General features: G+C 39.2%; 16 protein-coding genes. 13 read left to right on the plus strand and 3 right to left on the minus strand.

All coding sequences use genetic code 11. The annotated features are described in order from the left end of the window. The first annotated feature begins 3 nt into the window (after positions 1-3). From ACHJH3_RS07625 to ACHJH3_RS07655, 7 genes are all read left to right on the plus strand, one after another. Positions 4-1,344: a sodium-dependent transporter gene (locus ACHJH3_RS07625; RefSeq protein ID WP_407064295.1), complete on the plus strand. Its 1,341-nt coding sequence runs from the start codon at positions 4-6 to the stop codon at positions 1,342-1,344. Next, the gene (locus ACHJH3_RS07630) at positions 1,345-1,872 is read left to right on the plus strand and encodes a TRAP transporter small permease subunit (RefSeq protein WP_407064296.1); all 528 of its coding nucleotides are present in this window, start codon (positions 1,345-1,347) and stop codon (positions 1,870-1,872) included. It begins immediately after the preceding gene. Then, positions 1,869-3,191 (plus strand): TRAP transporter large permease, encoded by a 1,323-nt coding sequence (locus ACHJH3_RS07635; RefSeq protein WP_407064297.1) that lies wholly within the window; start codon positions 1,869-1,871, stop codon positions 3,189-3,191. Before ACHJH3_RS07630 ends, ACHJH3_RS07635 begins: the two co-directional genes overlap by 4 nt. A gap of 94 nt (positions 3,192-3,285) precedes the next feature. Then, complete coding sequence (locus ACHJH3_RS07640) at positions 3,286-4,716, plus strand: DUF4139 domain-containing protein (protein ID WP_407064298.1); 1,431 nt, start codon at positions 3,286-3,288, stop codon at positions 4,714-4,716. 92 nt (positions 4,717-4,808) lie between these two features. After that, a complete protein-coding gene (locus ACHJH3_RS07645) occupies positions 4,809-6,650 on the plus strand; it encodes a biotin/lipoyl-containing protein (protein ID WP_407064299.1) in 1,842 nt (613 codons plus the stop codon). A 62-nt stretch (positions 6,651-6,712) separates the two neighbouring features. Beyond that, on the plus strand, positions 6,713-8,290 hold the full coding sequence (gene pckA / locus ACHJH3_RS07650) for a phosphoenolpyruvate carboxykinase (ATP) (RefSeq protein ID WP_407064300.1): 1,578 nt from the start codon (positions 6,713-6,715) through the stop codon (positions 8,288-8,290). Beyond that, positions 8,259-9,632: a CAP domain-containing protein gene (locus ACHJH3_RS07655; RefSeq protein ID WP_407064301.1), complete on the plus strand. Its 1,374-nt coding sequence runs from the start codon at positions 8,259-8,261 to the stop codon at positions 9,630-9,632. The genes pckA and ACHJH3_RS07655 overlap by 32 nt, the downstream gene beginning before the upstream one ends. Before the next feature lie 45 nt (positions 9,633-9,677). On the opposite strand, the gene ACHJH3_RS07660 is transcribed toward ACHJH3_RS07655, so the two are convergent. Continuing rightward, entirely contained in the window at positions 9,678-10,235 is a 558-nt protein-coding gene (locus ACHJH3_RS07660) for a hypothetical protein (RefSeq protein WP_407064302.1), read from the minus strand. A gap of 129 nt (positions 10,236-10,364) precedes the next feature. Between ACHJH3_RS07660 and argH the strand changes: the two genes are divergently transcribed. Next, complete coding sequence (argH, locus tag ACHJH3_RS07665; RefSeq protein ID WP_407064303.1) at positions 10,365-11,753, plus strand: argininosuccinate lyase; 1,389 nt, start codon at positions 10,365-10,367, stop codon at positions 11,751-11,753. A 177-nt stretch (positions 11,754-11,930) separates the two neighbouring features. Then, complete coding sequence (locus ACHJH3_RS07670; protein WP_407064304.1) at positions 11,931-12,392, plus strand: GNAT family N-acetyltransferase; 462 nt, start codon at positions 11,931-11,933, stop codon at positions 12,390-12,392. A gap of 81 nt (positions 12,393-12,473) precedes the next feature. Here ACHJH3_RS07670 and ACHJH3_RS07675 read toward each other — a convergent pair whose 3' ends face one another. After that, positions 12,474-12,806 carry an SMR family transporter gene (locus ACHJH3_RS07675; protein WP_407064305.1) on the minus strand — a complete coding sequence of 111 codons (333 nt, stop codon included), beginning with the start codon at positions 12,804-12,806 and terminating at the stop codon, positions 12,474-12,476. A 272-nt stretch (positions 12,807-13,078) separates the two neighbouring features. Further along, positions 13,079-13,432 carry a histidine triad nucleotide-binding protein gene (locus ACHJH3_RS07680; RefSeq protein WP_407064306.1) on the minus strand — a complete coding sequence of 118 codons (354 nt, stop codon included), beginning with the start codon at positions 13,430-13,432 and terminating at the stop codon, positions 13,079-13,081. Positions 13,433-13,566: 134 nt separating this feature from the next. On the opposite strand from ACHJH3_RS07680, the gene pheS reads away from it, so the two are divergent. Genes pheS through ACHJH3_RS07700 form a run of 4 tightly spaced genes read left to right on the plus strand, consistent with a single transcriptional unit; the run spans position 13,567 to position 18,983 of the window. Then, a complete protein-coding gene (gene pheS / locus ACHJH3_RS07685; protein ID WP_407064307.1) occupies positions 13,567-14,559 on the plus strand; it encodes a phenylalanine--tRNA ligase subunit alpha in 993 nt (330 codons plus the stop codon). Next, positions 14,556-16,889, plus strand: a complete 2,334-nt coding sequence (gene pheT, locus ACHJH3_RS07690) for a phenylalanine--tRNA ligase subunit beta (protein WP_407064308.1) — start codon at positions 14,556-14,558, stop codon at positions 16,887-16,889. The genes pheS and pheT overlap by 4 nt, the downstream gene beginning before the upstream one ends. Then, positions 16,886-18,160, plus strand: a complete 1,275-nt coding sequence (aroA, locus tag ACHJH3_RS07695; protein WP_407064309.1) for a 3-phosphoshikimate 1-carboxyvinyltransferase — start codon at positions 16,886-16,888, stop codon at positions 18,158-18,160. Before pheT ends, aroA begins: the two co-directional genes overlap by 4 nt. Then, on the plus strand, positions 18,150-18,983 hold the full coding sequence (locus ACHJH3_RS07700; protein WP_407064310.1) for a 4-hydroxy-3-methylbut-2-enyl diphosphate reductase: 834 nt from the start codon (positions 18,150-18,152) through the stop codon (positions 18,981-18,983). Before aroA ends, ACHJH3_RS07700 begins: the two co-directional genes overlap by 11 nt. Positions 18,984-19,067 lie beyond the last annotated feature (84 nt).

Raw genomic sequence — 19,067 nt, forward strand, 5'->3', positions numbered from 1 at the left:
TTTATGCCAAGCGATAAATTTTCTAAAATAGGCTTTATACTCTCAATCGTAGGTGCTGCTATCGGACTTGGAAACGCTTGGAAATTTCCATATATGGTCGGTAGCAACGGCGGCTCGGCTTTTGTTCTTTTGTATCTTGTGTTCGCCGTAGTTGTGGGGCTTAGTATATTTTTTGCCGAGATGGCGATGGGTAAAATTTCAAACGCAGATCCGGTAAATGCCTTTAGGATACTTGCTCCAAGACACTCAAATTTATGGAGCTTTGCGGGCGTCATGATGATTACGGGCGTATTTGTGGCTTCTTTTTACACGCTTATCATAGGCTGGGTTATCAAGTATGCGGTTGCGTCTTTAGGAACTTTGCCTGTTAAGATAAGCCAATCGGGCGAGAATTTTAACAACTTCATCTCAACTGATATCTTAGGGCAGGTTATTTATTTTTCTATCGCTTTTTTTGCCTACTTTTTTATACTTTCACGTGGAGTAAAAAGAGGAATTGAACGCATAAATTTATGGCTGCTGCCTATGTTTTCGCTGCTTCTTGTTGCGATGCTTGTTTATTCTATGCAGATGAAGGGCTTTGGCGAGGCGGTTAAATTTTTGCTTGTATTTGATTTTTCAAAACTAACGAGTGAAGCCGTGTTTATGGCGCTTGGACTTGCGTTTTTTACGATGTGCGTTGGCATAGGCGCTATCATCACTTATTCAACTAGCCTTGATAGCAAGACAAATTTATTTACATCTTCTCTTTATGTCGTTATCCTAAACATAGTTTTTAGCATAGTTATAGGGCTTATCGTATTTACATTTGTATTTGAGTTTGGAGAAAAGCCTAGTCAAGGTGTTGGGCTTGCGTTTATCTCGCTTCCGACGCTTTTTGCCAAGCTTGGAGCTATGGGAAATTTACTGAGTTTTGCCTTTTTTACCGCTCTTGTTTTTGCAGGGCTTACTTCGGCTATTTCTATGGTCGAACCGCTTATATTTCACATAGTAAAAGAGTATAAAATTTCGCGCTTTAAAGCGATCTTGATCGTAGGAATTTGCGTGTATGTGCTTGGCGTGCTTTGTGCGCTTTCAAATACGAATATGTTTAAAGAGAGCCTAACGTTTTTTGGCAAAGGATTTTTTGACATACTTGATTATATCAGCTCAAATATCCTGCTTCCTCTTGGCGGTATAGTTATAGCCGTCTTTGTCGGATTTTTTATGAAAAAAGAGATGTTAGAAGAGCTGTTTTTGCCGTATATGGGTAAAATTGTGTTTAAAATTTGGTATTTCTTGCTTAGATACGTAGCGCCGACTTGCGTCGTGCTCGTTATGGTTAGGCAGATTGTGGGGCAATAGATGGAGCAAAAATTACTAAAGATAGAGAAAATTTTTAATAAACTAGCAGATATTATCGGATATATCTGTATATTTGTGATGTTTTTGATGATAGCCGATGTGTTTTTTAACGTTACTGCTAGATATTTTTTCAAATACGGCAACGTAGGGCTTCAAGAGCTTGAGTGGCACTTTTTTAGCGTTATTATAATGCTTGGTATGAGTTATGCGCTTAAAGAGGACGTTCATGTGCGAGTTGATGTCTTTTATGAGGGATTAAAGCCTAAAACAAAGGCGATTATAAATATGCTTGGAGTTGTGTTTTTTATCCTTCCTTTAGCGCTTCTTGTGGCTTGGCTTAGCTTTGATTATGTGGTTGAAGCTTATGAGTCAAACGAAGGAAGCGCAGATCCGGGCGGACTTCCTTACCGCTGGATTATAAAAGCTTTTATACCGTTTTCTTTCTATCTTTTGATATTTTTTAGCATAGGCTACTTTATCAAATACCTAAATTTATATATAGCGTGCAAAAGAGAGGAGCGAAAATGACCGGCGTTGTGATGTTTTTAGCGGCTCTTTTTATGCTTGCGATAGGATTTTCGGTTGCATTTACTTTTGGCGCGATTTCTGTTATCTTTGGTCTTATAGGGGCTATGGTAGAGAGCTTTGGTGAAGGAGACGGCTTTGTGGGCGGGCTTGAAATTTTTAAAGAGATGTTTGCTTTTATGCCTTATAGAATTTATTCCATCATGGAAAATAAAATCCTAATAGCCGTTCCGCTTTTTGTCTTTATGGGCATAATCTTACAAAAGACCAAGCTTGCTGAGCGTTTGCTTGAAAGCATGGCGTTTTTATTTGGAGAAATTCGCGGAGGTGTGGCTATCAGCACCGTCTTAGTCGGCGCTCTTCTTGCGGCTTCAACCGGAGTTGTGGGGGCAAGCGTTGTTGCTATGGGTGTGATGAGTTTACCTGTCATGCTAAAGTACAGATACAATAAAGCCTTAGGGTGCGGCACCATATGCGCTTCAGGTACACTTGGGCAGATCATCCCGCCTTCTATCGTGCTTATCATCTTGGGTGATGTCTTTACCGTGCCTGTTGGAGATCTATTTCGTGAAGCGATAGTGCCTGGACTTGCTCTTGTAGGAGCTTATATAGCTTATATTTTATTTGTTTCTTATATGAATAAAGACTACGCTCCGCCGGTGATTGATGAGAGCGGGATACCAAAAAGCAAGCAAATTTTTAATGCGATTAAGGCTATTTTGCCGCCTCTTGTGCTTGTATTGCTCGTTCTTGGCTCTATCTTTAACGGTATTGCCACACCGACTGAGAGTTCGGCGTTTGGTTGTGTGGGTGCGATAATACTTTCTGTCTGCTACAGAACTTTTTCATTTCAAACTCTAAAAGAAGCACTTGAAGAAAGCGTTAAAACCACCGCCATAATCTTTACTATACTAATAGGCGCAACAGCCTTTTCTATGGTATTTAGCTACACCGGAGGCGATGAGGTCGTAGAAGCCTTTATGTCAAATTTGCCTGGTGAAAAATGGGGCTTTATAATCTTAGCTATGATTACTATCTTTGTGCTTGGATTTTTTATAGACTTTGTTGAAATTTCTTACATCGTACTTCCTATCTTGGTGCCTATTGCTATGAATTTAGGTATAAATCCTCTATATTTTGCCATTATAATAGCCATGAATTTACAGACTTCATTCTTAACTCCGCCTTTTGGTTTTAGTCTCTTTTATCTTAAGGGAGTTACACCGCCTGAAGTTAGCACGATAGATATTTATAAAGGCGTAGTGCCGTTTATTCTGCTTCAAATTTCCATACTTATAATATTTACCATAATACTACTTTAAAACCGCTCCTTGCAAATTTGCAAGGAGAGTTTGATTAAAATAGAGCATTAACATTTAGGCGTTATAATTTTATAAATTTAAAACAGGAGAATTTATGAAAGCCTTAAGTTTTATTTCTATCCCTGCGGTTTTTGTTTTGGCTGATTCAAGCTTGCTTGAAATTTATAAAAACAGGGCATTCTTTCATCAGAATTTAAGCGATGCTAAAAGCTCTTTTTCTATCGAGGTTCCAAATACCATAAATATAAGAGATATCGACATTTCGGCAAGCTGTGAAGTGCAAAATTTAACCTTAAATGATGCCGAGTTCGTAAAAGACGATGAGTATAGCTTGCATGAGGAGCTTTCAAAACGTATTAAAAACCTTAATAACAAACTATCCGCGCTCAACTCAAAGTCAAATTTTTTATCGCACTTCACTCCAAGCGATAAGATGACGGCTGATAGTTTAAAAGATGAGAGTGATAAGCTTTATGATGTTGTGTTAAAAAATTTAGATGAAATTTCAGACACTCAACAAGGGCTTGAAAAGCTAAATTTAGAACTTAATAAATTTAAAGTAAAACAAGTTAAAAAGCTTGATCTAAGCTTTGAGTGCGAGCCTAAATTCGTAAAAATTTCATATCCCGTAAATGTAAAACTTAATCTGCAAAATGAAATTTCAGCCGACACCTCAAAATCGCAAGTAGATATCATTCAGGGCTTAAGCTTAACTAGCCCGTTTGCAAAAGATATAAAGAACCTCGATATCGCGCTTTATCCTTTTAGTTACTCGTCAAATTTGATCCCGCCGCATTTTTATCCGTGGTATGAGGGCAAGCCCGAGCCTATCCCTGTAAATAGCATGGCTGCGCCGATGATGGAGATGGCTGATGCCGCAAGCCTTAAGATGAGAAGCGCTAAGATGACTTCAAGTGAAGTAAGCGGACAAAACGTTCAAAATACCCTATCAAATTCATGGAGAATTTCAAACGTAAATTTAAAAGCGGGCGAGGATAATAAATTTGTCTATGATAGACAAAGCGTAAAGGCTAAATTTGAGATAGTCATAGACGGATACAGCGGCTCAAACGGCTATATCAAGGCTATCTTTACTCCTATAAAAAGCATGGAGTATGCAAGCACGGCCATGAAGATAGACGGCATAAGCGTGGGCAAGAGCTCAAGCTTTAGCCTAAAGCCGAATGAAGAGAATTTCGTATATTTTGGTAAAAATGATCTCATAAGCGTTAAAAAAGAGAGTCTTGTTAATTTTACTAAAGAGAGCTTTTTCGGTAACAAAAAGAAAATTTCAACCGGCTTTAGCTACGAGATAAAAAACGGCTCAGATAAGCCTTGGGATATAACTCTTATAGAAAAAGTTCCCGTTTCAACGCATGAGAGTATAAGCGTAGCCGTTAAAAATACGCCAAAAGAGAGTGAGATAAGCAAGCAGGGCGAAGTAAGCTGGAAATTTGAGCTTAAACCAAACGAGAACAAAAAAGTAGAATTTACTTACGAGCTTACAAAGCCAACAAATAATTAATAAAATTTGCATTTTTATAATTATTAATTAAAGCAAATAAAGATAAAATTAGCTTCGTTGAGCAAATTTAAACTACGACGGAAAGGCGACTTATGGCGAAAAAATTCATAGATGTAATGGATACCACCTTTAGAGACGGATTTCAGTCTGTTTTTGGTGCGAGAGTTTTGATGGATGACTTTTTGCCTGCCGTGAGCGCAGCAAAAGAAGCGGGTATCACACACTTTGAATTCGGTGGCGGCGCGCGCTTTCAGAGCCTTTATTTTTATCTAAATGAAGACGCCTTTGTTATGATGGATAAATTTAGAGAGATAGCGGGTAAAGACGCAAATTTGCAAACCCTAAGCAGAGGCGTTAATACCGTAACTCTTGATACTGGTAGCAGGGAGCTTGTAGATCTGCATGCTAAGATGTTTAAAAAGCACGGCACGACTACCATTAGAAATTTTGATGCGCTTAACGATGTTGAGAATTTAAAATACTCCGGCGAGCGGATAGTTCATCACGGACTTAAGCACGAAGTTGTGGTTACGATGATGGATCTGCCTCCCGGATGTGTAGGCGCTCATGATGTGGCGTTTTACGAGAGAATTTTAAGAGAAATTTTAGATGCGGGAATTCCTTACGATAGCGTTTGCTTTAAGGATGCAAGCGGTACAAGCAGTCCGCAAAAAGTATATGAAACTATCAAAATGGCTCGCAAACTGCTTCCTGCAAAAACTCACATCAGGCTTCATACTCACGAAACCGCAGGCGTTAGCGTGGCGTGCTATCTAGCCGCACTTGAAGCGGGCGCAGACGGTATTGATCTAGCCGCAAGTCCCGTAAGTGGAGGCACAAGCCAGCCTGATATACTTACTATGCTTCACGCCGTTAAAGGCAAGGACTACGATCTTGGCGGGCTTGATACTCAAAAAGTCTTAAAATACGAAAGAGTTTTAAAAGAGTGCCTTAAAGACTACTTTATACCGCCTGAAGCTACCGAAGTTAGCCCTCTTATACCGTTTTCTCCTATGCCGGGCGGTGCGCTTACGGCAAATACTCAAATGATGAGAGATAATAATATCTTAGATAAATTTCCCGATGTAATCGACGCTATGCAAGAGGTGGTTCAAAAGGGTGGATACGGCACTAGCGTAACTCCGGTGAGTCAGTTTTATTTCCAGCAAGCCTTTAATAACGTGATGTTTGGTAAATGGAAAAAGATCGCCGAAGGCTACGGTAAGATGGTGCTTGGCTACTTCGGCAAGACCCCGTCAAAACCTGATAAAGAGGTCATCAAGCTTGCAAGTGAGCAGCTTGGACTTAAACCTACCAAAGAAAACGCCATAGATATCGCAGATCGTGACGAAACAAAATCAATCAAATTTACAAAAGAGCTACTTAAAAAAGAGGGCATTGAAGCAACAGAAGAAAATATCTTTATAGCAGCCGCATGCAAGGAAAAAGGCATAGCCTTCTTAAAAGGAGAGGGCAAGGTAAATGTGCGCAAAATTTCTCAAATGCCTAAGGCAAAAGAGCAAATTTGCACTGCCAAAGAGAGCAAGGACGGCGTAAATGAAAAATATAGCGTTGTCGTAAACGGTAAAAAATTCGAAGTTGAAATTTACGATAGCCAAAACGCAGAAGTAGAGGTTAAAAGCATAAAGCCCGTAGGTGACGCTATGCTGATGCCTCCTGAAATTTCGCCTGCAGGAAGAAAGGCTACCAATGAAAACGGTAGCGGCGAAGCCGTGGTAAGCAGCTTGCCGGGAAATGTATTTAAAATTTTAGCAAAAGTGGGAGATAAGGTTAAAAAGGGACAAATTCTTATTATTTTAGAAGCTATGAAAATGGAGATAGAGGTAGTTGCGCCAAAAGACGGCGTAGTGAGTTCAATCGAAGTAGAACAGGGGCAAACGGTCAAAAACGGTCAAATTCTAGCTAGAATTTAGTATTTTTTTGATCTATGCTTTATAAAAATAAAATCAGATGATATAAATAAAAAGGAACAACAATGGTAAATGAATTCGATAAGTTGGGGTTGCAGGGTATCAAAAATATTTATCATAACTTAAGCTATGATGAGCTTTTTGAACATGAGAAAAATAACGGCGAAGGAAGGGTAAGCAGCAACGGAACCTTTATGGTCGATACGGGTATTTTTACCGGCAGAAGCCCTAAGGATAAGTATTTCGTGAAGCAAGATCCAAGCGCTAAATACATCGCTTGGGGAAAGGTAAATCAGCCTATCTCAAAAGAGCTTTTTGACAAACTTCTTAAAAAGGCCAAGGATAGATTAAGCGGTAAAGATATCTACGTGCAAGACGCATTTTGCGGCTCTAGCGATAAGAGTAAAAAATCGGTTAGATTTATAACAGAGGTTGCTTGGCAGGCGCATTTCGTAAAAAATATGTTTATTCGCCCGAGCAAAGAGGATTTGGCGAAATTTAGCCCGGATTTTGTAGTTTATAACGCTTGTAAATGTTCAAATGAAAATTTCAAAGAAGACGGTCTGAATTCAGAAGTTTTTGTTATATTTAATATCGAAGAAAACGTTGCCGTTATAGGCGGAACATGGTATGGCGGAGAGATGAAAAAAGGTATTTTTTCGATGATGAACTACTGGCTTCCTCTTGAAGGCAAGCTAAGCATGCACTGCTCTGCGAACGTAGGCAAAGGTGGCGACACGGCGCTTTTCTTCGGTCTTAGCGGAACAGGCAAAACCACTCTTTCAACAGATCCAAAAAGAAAGCTAATAGGCGATGATGAGCACGGCTGGGACGATGATGGCGTGTTTAACTTTGAAGGCGGATGCTATGCAAAATGTATAAACCTTGATCCTGAGAGCGAGCCTGAAATTTATGCAGCTATTAAGCGCAACGCACTACTTGAAAACGTCGTGGCGGATGCAAACGGAGTGGTTGATTATAAAGACGGAAGCAAGACCGAAAATACGCGCGTAAGCTATCCGATCGAGCATATTGAAAATCACGAGCCAAGCTTAAGTGCCGGACATCCGCAAAATATTATATTTTTAACGGCGGATGCGTTTGGCGTGCTTCCTCCGGTTGCAAAGCTTACAAAAGAGCAGGCGATGTATTATTTCTTAAGCGGATATACGGCTAAAGTTGCAGGAACCGAGCGCGGTATAACCGAGCCTGTAGCGACATTTTCCGCTTGCTTTGGCGAGCCTTTTATGCCACTTCATCCAACCGTATATGCTAAGCTTTTAGGTGAAAAAATAGATAAGCACAACGTAAATGTATATCTTGTAAATACCGGCTGGAGCGGCGGCGCTTACGGGGTCGGCAAAAGAATGAGCATAAAAGCTACTCGCGCTTGCATAAATGCCATACTTGACGGAAGCATAAGAGAGTGCGAGTTTGAGAATTTTGAGAAATTTAACTTATCTATCCCAAGAGAGCTTGCGGGTGTGGAAACAAAGCTTTTAAATCCGATAAATACTTGGGAAAATAAAGACGAATATATAGCCATGAGAGATAAGCTGGCTAAGATGTTTGAAGCAAATTTCAAACGATATGAAGATGTGAAAGAGGGCGTTGAATACGCAAAAGCAGGCCCAAAAGCTTAAATTTGGGCTGATTGCTTTCGGATTTATTTTTCTTGCGGGGTGCGACTACAAAAATAGCTATGATCCCGCAAGACTCAAAGAGGCAAGCCAACCTCAAATTTCTTACATAATAGATAGCGATGCGCTTAGCTATTTAAACGACTATCGCAGAGGTTCGGGACTGTTTGCGCTTAAATTCAACGAAAATTTAAGTCTGGCTTCTAAAAATCACGCCGAATACAGCGTGGCCAACTCATATATGGGGCATGACGAAAGTGCCGGGCTTTCTAAATTTACAGGCGTAACTCCGGGCGATAGAGCAAAATTTGCAGGCTATAACTCTATGCATGTGCTTGAAAATATAGCTTATAAGAGTGACTTTATAACCTCCATAGACGGGCTTTTTTCGGCGATTTATCATCGGTTTGCCTTTTTAAATTTAAGCGTAAATGAAGTAGGTTTTGACACGGCAACTTCTGATAAATTTAGCGCTTATGTTTTTTTGATGGGCAACTCAAATCTTAATGGCTTTTGCAAAAGAGGTGCGAGTGATAACGGTTCTGGTAAATTCTACACAAATGTCTGCGCGAATAAAGATATCAAAGTAAAAGACACTAGGCTTGAGGGGTTTTTAAAATCAACCAAACAGTATGTAAAATTCCCTGATAAAGCTCCTGTTGTGCCTTATTTTAGCGGCGAAGTTCCAGATCCGTTTCCTGAGTGCAAGATCACTGCAAACCCTGTAAGTATAGAGTTTAACGAGAGCTTAAAAGATATAAAATTTCTGAATTTTGAAATTTATAAAGGCGATGAGAAGCTTAGAAATTTAAAAATTCTAGATCAAAAAAGCGACATAAACCGCAAATTTTCATCTTATCAGTTTGCTGCATTTTCAAGAGATGTTTTTGAATTTGGCGCAGATTATACGGCTATTTTTAGTTACACGCAAGAAAATGAACCTAAACAGATAAAGTGGAATTTCAAGACCAAAACGCTTAAATTTCCTTATTTTGATGCAAAAGACGGCGATGTGCTGAGCGTAAAACCGGATACCGTATATGAAATTTTCTTTCGTCCAAAGGACTGCAACGACCTGCTTACAAGTTACTCTTATAATTCATCCGCTCTTTTAAATTCAGAGGTTAAACAAAGCGGAACAAACACTTTAAGCGTGAATTTAAGCGGCTTGGAGGGCGATATACTTACGATAAAGACAAGCGGTGGAGATGAGGTCAAAGTTCGCCTTAGCGAAAGTTCGCCAAAAGCCAAAAGCGAACGCAGGGAATATCTGATAAAATCGGCTTTCATGATACTTGGTGTCGTAGTAGTTTTCGTGCTTTTAAGCAGGAGATTTCGCGGGTAATTGAGCTTAAATTTAAGTGATTTATAGCTAGTTTGCACTTTAAATTTAACGCTTTTTCGCTATCTTGTGGATATGTTCATACTTAGAACTTGGCGCGTAAATTTGCATCCACTCAATCCCGTTACTCGCACTAAATAGCACGGCTATTTTGCCTTCATTCATTGCCTGTTTGGCAAGCTTTGTTGCAGCTATGCTTTCGCCCATATTTGGCGACATGCTTATATCAACATCCCCGCAATGCTCTAAAATAGGCTCAAAGTCAAACTCCAGGCTAAGCAAAATAATGATAGAGCCTCTGGCAAACCCTCTTGCATTCCATAAATTTTCAGCTCCGATTACGCATTCGCGCGTCCTATCAAAGCAAAATTTACCTTGTCGTGCTTTTAAAAACTCAAATTCGCTCAAATTTAGCGGTCGATAGATTACTTTGGTTAGCTCGCCTGCAAGATTTACGCTTTGTGCTTCATGACTAGCCCCCTTATAAACATACGCTTCAAGTGCATTTTCTAGTAGCGGCTTGATGACTTTGTCATGCGCGCTTACATGCGCCCAGTCGTTGCAGTTTTTGGCGACTTTGACGATGAGTGGTTTAAAATAATCCATATTATCTCCTAAACTCACGCATATTTGGTTGAAATTTAGCGCCCAAATTTTAAGATTTAAGCTAAATTTGTCGTTATTTTAGCCAAAATTTAATACAATCGCTTAAATTTAAAATCAAAAGGAAAAATCATGAAAAAGATGTGGTCGGGCAGATTTAAAAACGAAAGCAGTAAATTACTTGAAGAGTTTAACGCCTCTATAGGATTTGATAAAAACCTTTACCGGGAAGATATCGTAGGTAGCAAAGCTCATGCAAAAATGCTTGGCGAGTGCGGGATACTAAAGCAAGAAGAGGCACAAACCATCATAAAAGGACTTGATATAGTTTTGGGCGAGATAGAGCATAATAAATTCGAGTTTAAAATCGAGGATGAGGACATCCACATGGCTGTTGAAAAGCGCCTAAGCGAGATCATCGGAAGAGAGCTTGGAGGAAGACTGCATACGGCACGTAGCAGAAATGATCAAGTCGCTCTTGATTTTAGACTTTATGTGCAGCGTAGCTCGCTTGAAATCATGAATGAAATTTACTCTTTTGTTTCTACTTTAAGCTCTATCGCAAGCAAGCATCTTGATACGCTAATGCCCGGTTTTACGCACCTTCAGCACGCTCAGCCGGTAAGCCTTGCTTATCACTTGCTTGCTTACGCTTTTATGTTTAAGCGCGATTATGAGCGATTTGCAAGCTCGCATGAGCGAAATAACCTCTGTCCGCTTGGTTCAGCTGCACTTGCGGGCACACCACATCCTATAGATAGAAAGATTGTGGCGAAAGAGCTTAAATTTAGCGACGTTACGCAAAATGCGATGGATAGCGTTTCGGATCGTGATTTTGCTATGGAAATTTTATTTAACATAAGCGTTTTGATGACTCATGCTTCGCGTCTTTGCGAGGAGTTGATACTCTGGAGTTCGCAAGAATTTGGATTTGTAACTATTAGCGATACTTACTCTACGGGAAGCTCTATCATGCCTCAGAAGAAAAATCCCGACGTAGCCGAACTCATCCGTGGAAAGACGGGTCGCGTAAATGGAAATTTGATAGCGCTTTTAACTACTATGAAAGGCTTGCCGTTAGCCTATAACAAAGACATGCAAGAGGATAAAGAAAGTGTTTTTGATAGCGTACATACTGCGCTTACATCGGTTCATATTTTAAATGAGATGATGAAAGAGGCTAAATTTAATGAAAAAAATATGCTTGAAGCTACTAAAAAAGGGCATTTAAGCGCAACCGATCTGGCTGATTTTTTGGTGCGAGAAAAAAACGTGCCGTTTAGAACCGCTCACTTTATCACGGGTAAGGCTGTGGCAAAGGCTGAGAGTTTGGGCGTTGATCTAAGCGAGCTTAGCTCTGAGCAGTTAAAAGAAGTCGATGAAAATTTGGACGAAAATGCGGTTAAATTTTTAGATCTGCACGCCTCAAAAGAGGCCAGAACGTCGCTTGGCGGCACGGCAAATTCTAGCGTGCAAAGGCAGATAAATTTGATTAGCGAGTGGCTGAAAGAGTCAAGATAGAGTACAAAGATAAAAACAAGCCTATAAGGCGGGCATGATACACTAGCTTTAGTAAAACAGTTTTAAGCTTGCAATATGACGGTGCGGTATCGCTTATGCTTTTGCCGTGGTTTATGACAAAGGCGAAGTTAAACATAATTCAAGTGCAGTTAAATTTGCAGGACTTAAGGATATAAAATGCAAGAGATCAAAATCGTAAAAGTTGCAAAAAGAGATGAGGATTTACTAGAAAAAATTTTTGAAATTTGGTCTAAATCAGTTGGCAAAACCCATCTGTTTTTAAGTGAAGAGGAGATAAAAAAGATAGCCGAGTATGTTCCAAGAGCGTTAAAAGAGGTACAAAATTTATTAGTGGCGGTTGGAACGGGCGGCGAGCCTTCAGGTTTTGCAGGGACTAATAAAAACAAACTTGAAATGCTATTTGTAGCACCTGAAAATTTTAAAAAAGGCATTGGAAAATCCCTGCTTCAAGTAGCCATTAAAGAATATGGAGTAAATGAGGTTTGCGTTAATGAGCAAAACCCAAACGCTAGAGGATTTTATGAAAAGATGGGCTTTGAAGTCTATAAGCGAACGCCGTTTGACGATCAGGGTGCGCCATATCCGCTTTTGTATATGAGGCTTAAATCTTTAAAGTAATTAAATTAGGCGTTTTTGATACGCTAAATTTAATGAAGATACGCGCAAGATGAGAGATTGGAGTTTAGGCTACAAATTTGATTAATGTGAAGCGCTTTTTGAAAATAAATTTATGACCACAACTCCGGCTATAATTAGTAAGATGCCTATAATAGCGGGTGCGTCAAGCTTTTGACCCATAAAGAAATACGCAATAAGAGATATAAGAACTATACCTACTCCCGACCATATGGCGTATGCTATACCTATGGGAATTTGCTTAAAAACTATAGAAAGAAAGTAGAACAGCACGCAAAATATAGCCAAAGAGATAATGGCGTAAATCGGCTTCGTAAAACCATCGTTTAATTTTAAAAGCGAAGTCGCGATGACTTCTAATATAATTGTGATACACAGCAATACCCAATATTTCATTGTTTTGATCCTTTTGTTGTAAAATTTAAAGCGTGATTTTAATTAAAAACATTAAATCCTAAAATTAATAAATTATAAACAAATCTTAAATTTAGATACGATTGCTAGCGAGTTACGATTCTTTTTTTGGAGATAAAATATATTTTTATTTTACTTGGTTACGTGAAGTTTATGAGAAGTATCGGTGCGGATATCAATCAAGCAAAAATTTAAGCGAAATTCAAGCCATGAAGCCAAATTTCGCTTTTGGTAAATATTAAAATAGATTAAATTTAAAATGTACTTTGCGGATCGGTAGCTGCATCAACCCAGCCGAGTTTGGCGCCGCCAAGCATATGAAAATGCAAGTGCATAACTTCTTGACCGCCGTTTTCGCCGTTGTTTGTTACTAGGCGATAACCGCTTTTATCAAGCCCCATAAGAGTTGCGACCTCTTGGATAAATTTAGTCATCTCGCCCATGAGCGCAGCGTCCATCTCTTGGAAATTTTTAAAGTGTTTTTTGGGAATTATGAGGATATGAATCGGCGCTTTTGGATTTATGTCGTTAAAAGCTAGAAATTTATCGTTTTCTAGCACTTTGTTGCAAGGAATTTCGCCCGCTACTATCTTTTCAAAAATTGTCATTTCTTTCTCCTGTTTAAAATTTTCAAATTATAACAATTCAAAACTAAATTTTATAAAGCAAAAAGACCTTTTATGCAGATTTTATTAAAAATTGACTACAATCAGAACAAAAAATTTAACACGAGGTAAGAAATTTGCAAGAGTATAAAGATAGTATAAGTAGGTGTAGTAATTTAGCCGAACTTGACAGAATTCGAGTTGATCTACTTGGCAAAAAAGGTCTTATCACATCCGAATTTGCGAAATTAAAAGACATGGGCGATGATGAAAAAAAATCATTTGCGGCAAATTTAAATAAGCTAAGGGATGAGTTTGAAACCCTGCTTGCAAGCAAAAAATCAGAGCTTGAAAATAGTGAAATAAAGGCTAAGATGAAAGCAAGCGCTATAGACGTGACGCTCTTTAACGAGCCAAATTCAACGGGCGCTCTTCATCCTGTGATGGCTACTATGGATAAGATCATAGAGTATTTTATGATGCAAAATTTCTCTCTTGAGACAGGACCTCTCATCGAGGATGATTTTCATAACTTTGAGGCGCTAAATTTGCCTAAATATCACCCTGCGCGAGATATGCAAGATACGTTTTACTTTAAGGACTTTAAGCTGCTTCGTACGCATACTAGTCCGGTTCAAGTTAGAACTATGATGAGCACTAAGCCGCCTATTCGCATGATAGCTCCGGGAAGCGTTTTTAGACGCGATATGGACCTAACGCATACTCCGATGTTTCATCAGGTCGAGGGGCTTGTGGTTGAAGATGAGGGCGTGGTTAGCTTTGCAAATTTAAAAAGTATGCTTGAAAATTTCTTAAGATATATGTTTGGCGATGTGCAGGTTCGTTTCCGCCCAAGCTTCTTTCCTTTTACGGAGCCATCGGCCGAAGTTGATATAAGCTGTATCTTTTGTAAGGGCGAAGGGTGCAGAGTGTGCAAGCAGACAGGCTGGCTTGAAGTGCTTGGATGCGGAGTGGTTGACTCAAACGTATTTAAGGCGGTCGGCTATAAAAACGTAAGCGGATATGCCTTTGGGCTTGGAGTAGAGAGATTTGCAATGCTACTTCATCAAATTCCTGATTTGCGCTCGCTTTTTGAGGGAGATTTAAGATTATTGGAGCAGTTTAAATGATAATTTCAAGAAATTGGCTAAATGAGTGGATAGATATATCAAACACTAGCAACGAAATTCTTTTAAAGACGTTAAATTCGATAGGTCTTGAGGTTGATAGCTTTAATGAGATAAAAATTCCTGAAAAAATCGTAGTAGGGTATGTAAAAAGCAAGGCTAAGCACGAAAATGCCGAGAAGCTAAGTGTGTGTCAAGTAGATGTGGGAAGCGAAACTCTTCAGATAGTTTGCGGTGCTAAAAACGTCGAAGCGGGACAGTTTGTGCCTGTAGCACTTGTGGGGGCGGTTATTCCAAGCGGGCTTGAGATAAAGCGCGCTAAACTTAGAGGCGTAGAGTCAAACGGCATGATTTGCTCTTCCAGCGAGCTTGGATTAGTAAAAACAAATGACGGCATTATGCCTCTTGATGAGAGTATCGGAGAGCTTAAACTCGGCAAAGAGCTTAACGAGTATCCGATACTAAACGATACTTTTATAGAGATAGAGCTAACGCCAAACAGGGGCGATTGCTTAAGCGTTTACGGTATCGCTAGGGATGTTTCGGCAGCTCTTGATCTGCCTTTAAAAAATGCAAGCAAATACGACGAAGCTGAAAATTTGCTTGGAATCGGGCGAATTTTAGCGATTCATGCAGAGGAAAATTTAAAAAGCAGCTTTCAATATAGGGTGTTTGAGCTAAAAGATGCTATTAATGAAAATTTGCTTATGAAGATTAGATTAGCACTCATCGAATGCGGCAAAGAACACTGCGTGGAAAGACTTTTGGAATATGCTACGCATTCAACTGGAGTGCTATTTAACGCGTATGATTATGATAAGCTTAAAAAGGATGAAGACAGGGTTGTTTTTGATCTTGAAAAAGATAAATTTCTTGCCAGCAAAATTCTTGTAGGCGGTCAAATTTTAGGAGTTGCGGGCATATATCAAAGCGACTCGGCGGCTCTTGAAAAAGATAGCAAAAAGATCATTGTTGAGGCTAATTATACAGATCCTGAAGTTATAGCTACGACCATATTTGAAGATAAGCAAATTCCTCGCTCTACGCAAGTTTATCGTTCGCTTAGGGGCTCTGAGCCTAATATCGATTTTGGAGCGGATTATCTGTTTAAACTACTTGCAAATTTCAAAAATGCTATTCTTTATGCAGGCTCGCAGCAGACTTTGCTTACAAAAGAGCCTAAATTCGTAAGCTTTACGATGAGCGAAATGAATAAGATGATAGGGCAAGAGATCGCTAGAAACGATGTTGTTGGGATACTTAAAAAGCTTGGATTTGAAGTAAATTTAAACGCCGAAAAGGAGAGCGTAAATGTAAAGGTTCCGGAATTTCGTCATGATACGCTAAATTTACAAGATGTTTGCGAAGAGATAGTGCGAATGATAGGTATTGATAACATAGCTTCAAAACCTCTGAAATTCAGTGAGCAAAGCAGGATAAACGATACTTACAAAGACTACAAACGAGCTCTTAACTTAAGGCGAAAAGCTGCCGATGTAGGGTTTTTTGAATCGGTTCACTATGTCTTTGATGATGCAAAAGAATTAAGCGAGCTTGGGTTTAAGCCTTGCAAGGCTGAGCTTGCAAACCCTATCACAAGCGAGCTAAATACGCTTAGGCCGACTCTTATAAATCATCTTTTAAAATCTGCCGAGAGAAATATCAAAAATTATAAAAAATCGGTTAAAATTTTTGAATTAGGTAGCGTATTTAACGAAAACGGCGATCAAGAACAGAGATTTGGCTTTATCGCAAGCGGACTTGTTAAAGAGCCTACTTTGCTAAATTCCGCAAAGCCTGCCGAGGTTGATTTCTTAAGCTTTGCGTTAGCTATTAAAAATGTAATCGGTGATTTTGAGCTTAAGCCAAGCGGCGATGTGGGCTATCTAAGCGAATTTGAGCAGGCTAAAATTTATCAAAACGATATTTGCGTAGGCTACATCGGCAGAGTTGATATAAGAGTTGAAAACAGTCGCGACTTGCCAAAAACATATCTATGCGAAGTGGAATTTGATAAGCTAAAATGCAGAAAAACGGTAGCGAAAGCTTATTCTAAATTTCCTGCGATAAGTAGGGACTTAAGCCTTATCGTGCCTGAGGATATGAGATTTGAAAAGATAAAAGAGTGCATAAAATCTCTTAAGATCGAGTGCCTAAAAGAGTTTTTGCCTGTTGATATTTATAGGGATAAAAATTTAGGATCAAATTCTAGTTTAACGGTCAAATTTACGTTTCAAGATGATCAAAAGACGCTTGAAGACGATGATATCGCGCTTATAATGGATAAAATTTTAAGTGCATTAAATACGAATTTAGGTATTACGATAAGATGAAAATTTTTGCTTTAAGAGACAAGATAGATGCAAATTTAGAGGTTATCGCTCCTGATAAATCGATATCTCATAGGTGTGCGATATTTTCGTTGCTTTCTGATAAGCCTTCTCGCATAAAAAACTATCTGAAAGCGGAAGATACTCTAAATACTTTAAATATCGTTAAGTTTTTGGGGGCTGAAATTTCTCAAAATGATGATGAGCTAACGATAATACCGCCTAAAAATTTAAAAGAGCCCGAAGTCGTGCTTGAGTGCGGAAACTCTGGCACGGCAATGAGACTGCTCATGGGATTTTTAGCTGCAAGCGAAGGATTTTTCGTGCTAAGCGGAGATGAATATCTAAATCGCCGCCCGATGGCAAGGGTAGCAAAGCCTCTTGTTGGCGTGGGAGCCAAGATAGACGGCGCAAATAACGGCGATAGAGCCCCGCTTGCGATACGAGGAAACAAGCTTGAGTATTTTAAATTTGATAGCAAAATAGCCTCGGCTCAGGTTAAGTCCGCTTTGCTTTTAGCGGGTCTTAAATCAAACGGATGTGTGATAAATGAGCCTGAGCTAAGTCGTGATCATACCGAGAGAATGCTAAAAGGAATGGGCGCGCAAATAGAGCGAAACGGCACGGAGGTATCTATAAAACCGATTCAAAATCCTCTTAAGCCCCTTGAAATTTTTGTGCCGAACGATCCAAGCTCTGCATTTTTCTTTGCGGTTGCGGCGGCGATCATCCCAAATTCACACTTAGTGCTTAAAAATATGCTTTTAAATAAAACACGCATAGAGGCTTACAGAGTACTTGAAAAAATGGGTGCAGATATAAAATTTAAAGAGACTAGCAGCGAATACGAGAGCATAGGCGAGATCGAGATAAGATACGCTCCTCTTAAAGCCGTTGAAGTAAGCGAAAATATCTCTTGGCTTATTGATGAAGTGCCTGCTCTTGCGGTGGCTTTTGCCAATGCAAGCGGAGTAAGCGTCATAAGAAACGCAAAAGAGCTCAGAGTAAAAGAGAGCGATAGGATCGCCGTTATGGTTGAAGGGCTTAGGAAGTGCGGGCTTGAAGTAAGTGAATTCGAAGACGGTTTTAGCGTCAAGGGTGCGCAGGCAAATAGTGCGATCATAGATAGCCACGGCGATCATCGTATAGCTATGAGCTTTGCTATTTTGGGTCTTAAATGCGGAATGGTTATCGAAAAGAGCGAATTTATATCTACCTCTTTTCCTAAATTTGGCTCTATATTAAGAGAGCTTGGAGCTAGCGTTGAAGATTGAGCTTGCTAGTAGTTACGGATTTTGCTTTGGAGTTAAGCGAGCTATAAAAATAGCTGAAAACGCTAAAGATGCGGCAACTATAGGGCCTCTTATACATAATAACGAGGAGATAAATAGATTAAAGCTGAATTTTAACGTTAAAACTTTACAGGGAATTGATGAGCTAAGCGAAGAAAAAAAAGCTATAATCCGTACTCACGGCATAACCAAAACCGATCTTGCAAGGCTTAAAAGCAGCAATGTAAATGTTATAGACGCAACCTGTCCTTTTGTGACTAAGCCTCAGCAAATTTGTGAAAAGATGAGTAAAGAAGGCTATGATATCGTTATCTTTGGCGATGAAAATCACCCTGAGGTTAAGGGTGTTAAATCATACGCAGCGGGAAAAGTTTATGTGATACTTGAAGAGAGCGAGCTAGACGGCATAAAGCTATCTCAAAAAGTTGCCGTCGTAAGTCAAACTACTCGTAAAGTCGAAAAACTTATGCAGATTGTAAATTGTTTAATGTTAAAAACTAAAGAAGTAAGGGTCTTTAATACTATTTGTAATGCTACTCTTGAAAATCAAGAAGCCGTGAAGGATTTAGCTCAAAAAGCCGATGTTATGGTTATAATAGGTGGAAAAAATTCTTCAAACACAAAACAGCTTTATCTGATATCTAAAAATTTTTGCGACGATAGCTACCTCATAGAAAATGAAAGCGAGCTTGAAGGCGCATGGTTTGAAGGTAAAAGTCATTGCGGAATAAGCGCGGGAGCAAGCACTCCTGATTGGATTATCCAAGATGTTATAAATAAAATTAAAGAGCTAAAGCCTGATTGAAATTTATACTATCTGAATTTTAAAACGAAATTAAAATTTGTGAAAATTTGAAATTAAATTTTAGATTTAAATTGAAATTTGTAC

The organism is Campylobacter canis, assembly GCF_045504005.1.
In the GTDB taxonomy this organism is placed as follows: Bacteria; Campylobacterota; Campylobacteria; order Campylobacterales; family Campylobacteraceae; genus Campylobacter_A; species Campylobacter_A canis.

Excerpts from the sequence above, each read along its gene's own strand:
- aroA (WP_407064309.1), top strand. The coding sequence starts at position 16,886 with ATGAAAATTTTTGCTTTAAGAGACAAGATAGATGCAAATTTAGAGGTT.
- ACHJH3_RS07625 (WP_407064295.1), top strand. The coding sequence starts at position 4 with ATGCCAAGCGATAAATTTTCTAAAATAGGCTTTATACTCTCAATCGTA.
- ACHJH3_RS07640 (WP_407064298.1), top strand. The coding sequence starts at position 3,286 with ATGAAAGCCTTAAGTTTTATTTCTATCCCTGCGGTTTTTGTTTTGGCT.
- ACHJH3_RS07660 (WP_407064302.1), bottom strand. The coding sequence starts at position 10,235 with ATGGATTATTTTAAACCACTCATCGTCAAAGTCGCCAAAAACTGCAAC.
- ACHJH3_RS07680 (WP_407064306.1), bottom strand. The coding sequence starts at position 13,432 with ATGACAATTTTTGAAAAGATAGTAGCGGGCGAAATTCCTTGCAACAAA.
- ACHJH3_RS07630 (WP_407064296.1), top strand. The coding sequence starts at position 1,345 with ATGGAGCAAAAATTACTAAAGATAGAGAAAATTTTTAATAAACTAGCA.
- ACHJH3_RS07670 (WP_407064304.1), top strand. The coding sequence starts at position 11,931 with ATGCAAGAGATCAAAATCGTAAAAGTTGCAAAAAGAGATGAGGATTTA.
- pckA (WP_407064300.1), top strand. The coding sequence starts at position 6,713 with ATGGTAAATGAATTCGATAAGTTGGGGTTGCAGGGTATCAAAAATATT.
- argH (WP_407064303.1), top strand. The coding sequence starts at position 10,365 with ATGAAAAAGATGTGGTCGGGCAGATTTAAAAACGAAAGCAGTAAATTA.
- ACHJH3_RS07635 (WP_407064297.1), top strand. The coding sequence starts at position 1,869 with ATGACCGGCGTTGTGATGTTTTTAGCGGCTCTTTTTATGCTTGCGATA.
- ACHJH3_RS07645 (WP_407064299.1), top strand. The coding sequence starts at position 4,809 with ATGGCGAAAAAATTCATAGATGTAATGGATACCACCTTTAGAGACGGA.
- ACHJH3_RS07675 (WP_407064305.1), bottom strand. The coding sequence starts at position 12,806 with ATGAAATATTGGGTATTGCTGTGTATCACAATTATATTAGAAGTCATC.
- pheT (WP_407064308.1), top strand. The coding sequence starts at position 14,556 with ATGATAATTTCAAGAAATTGGCTAAATGAGTGGATAGATATATCAAAC.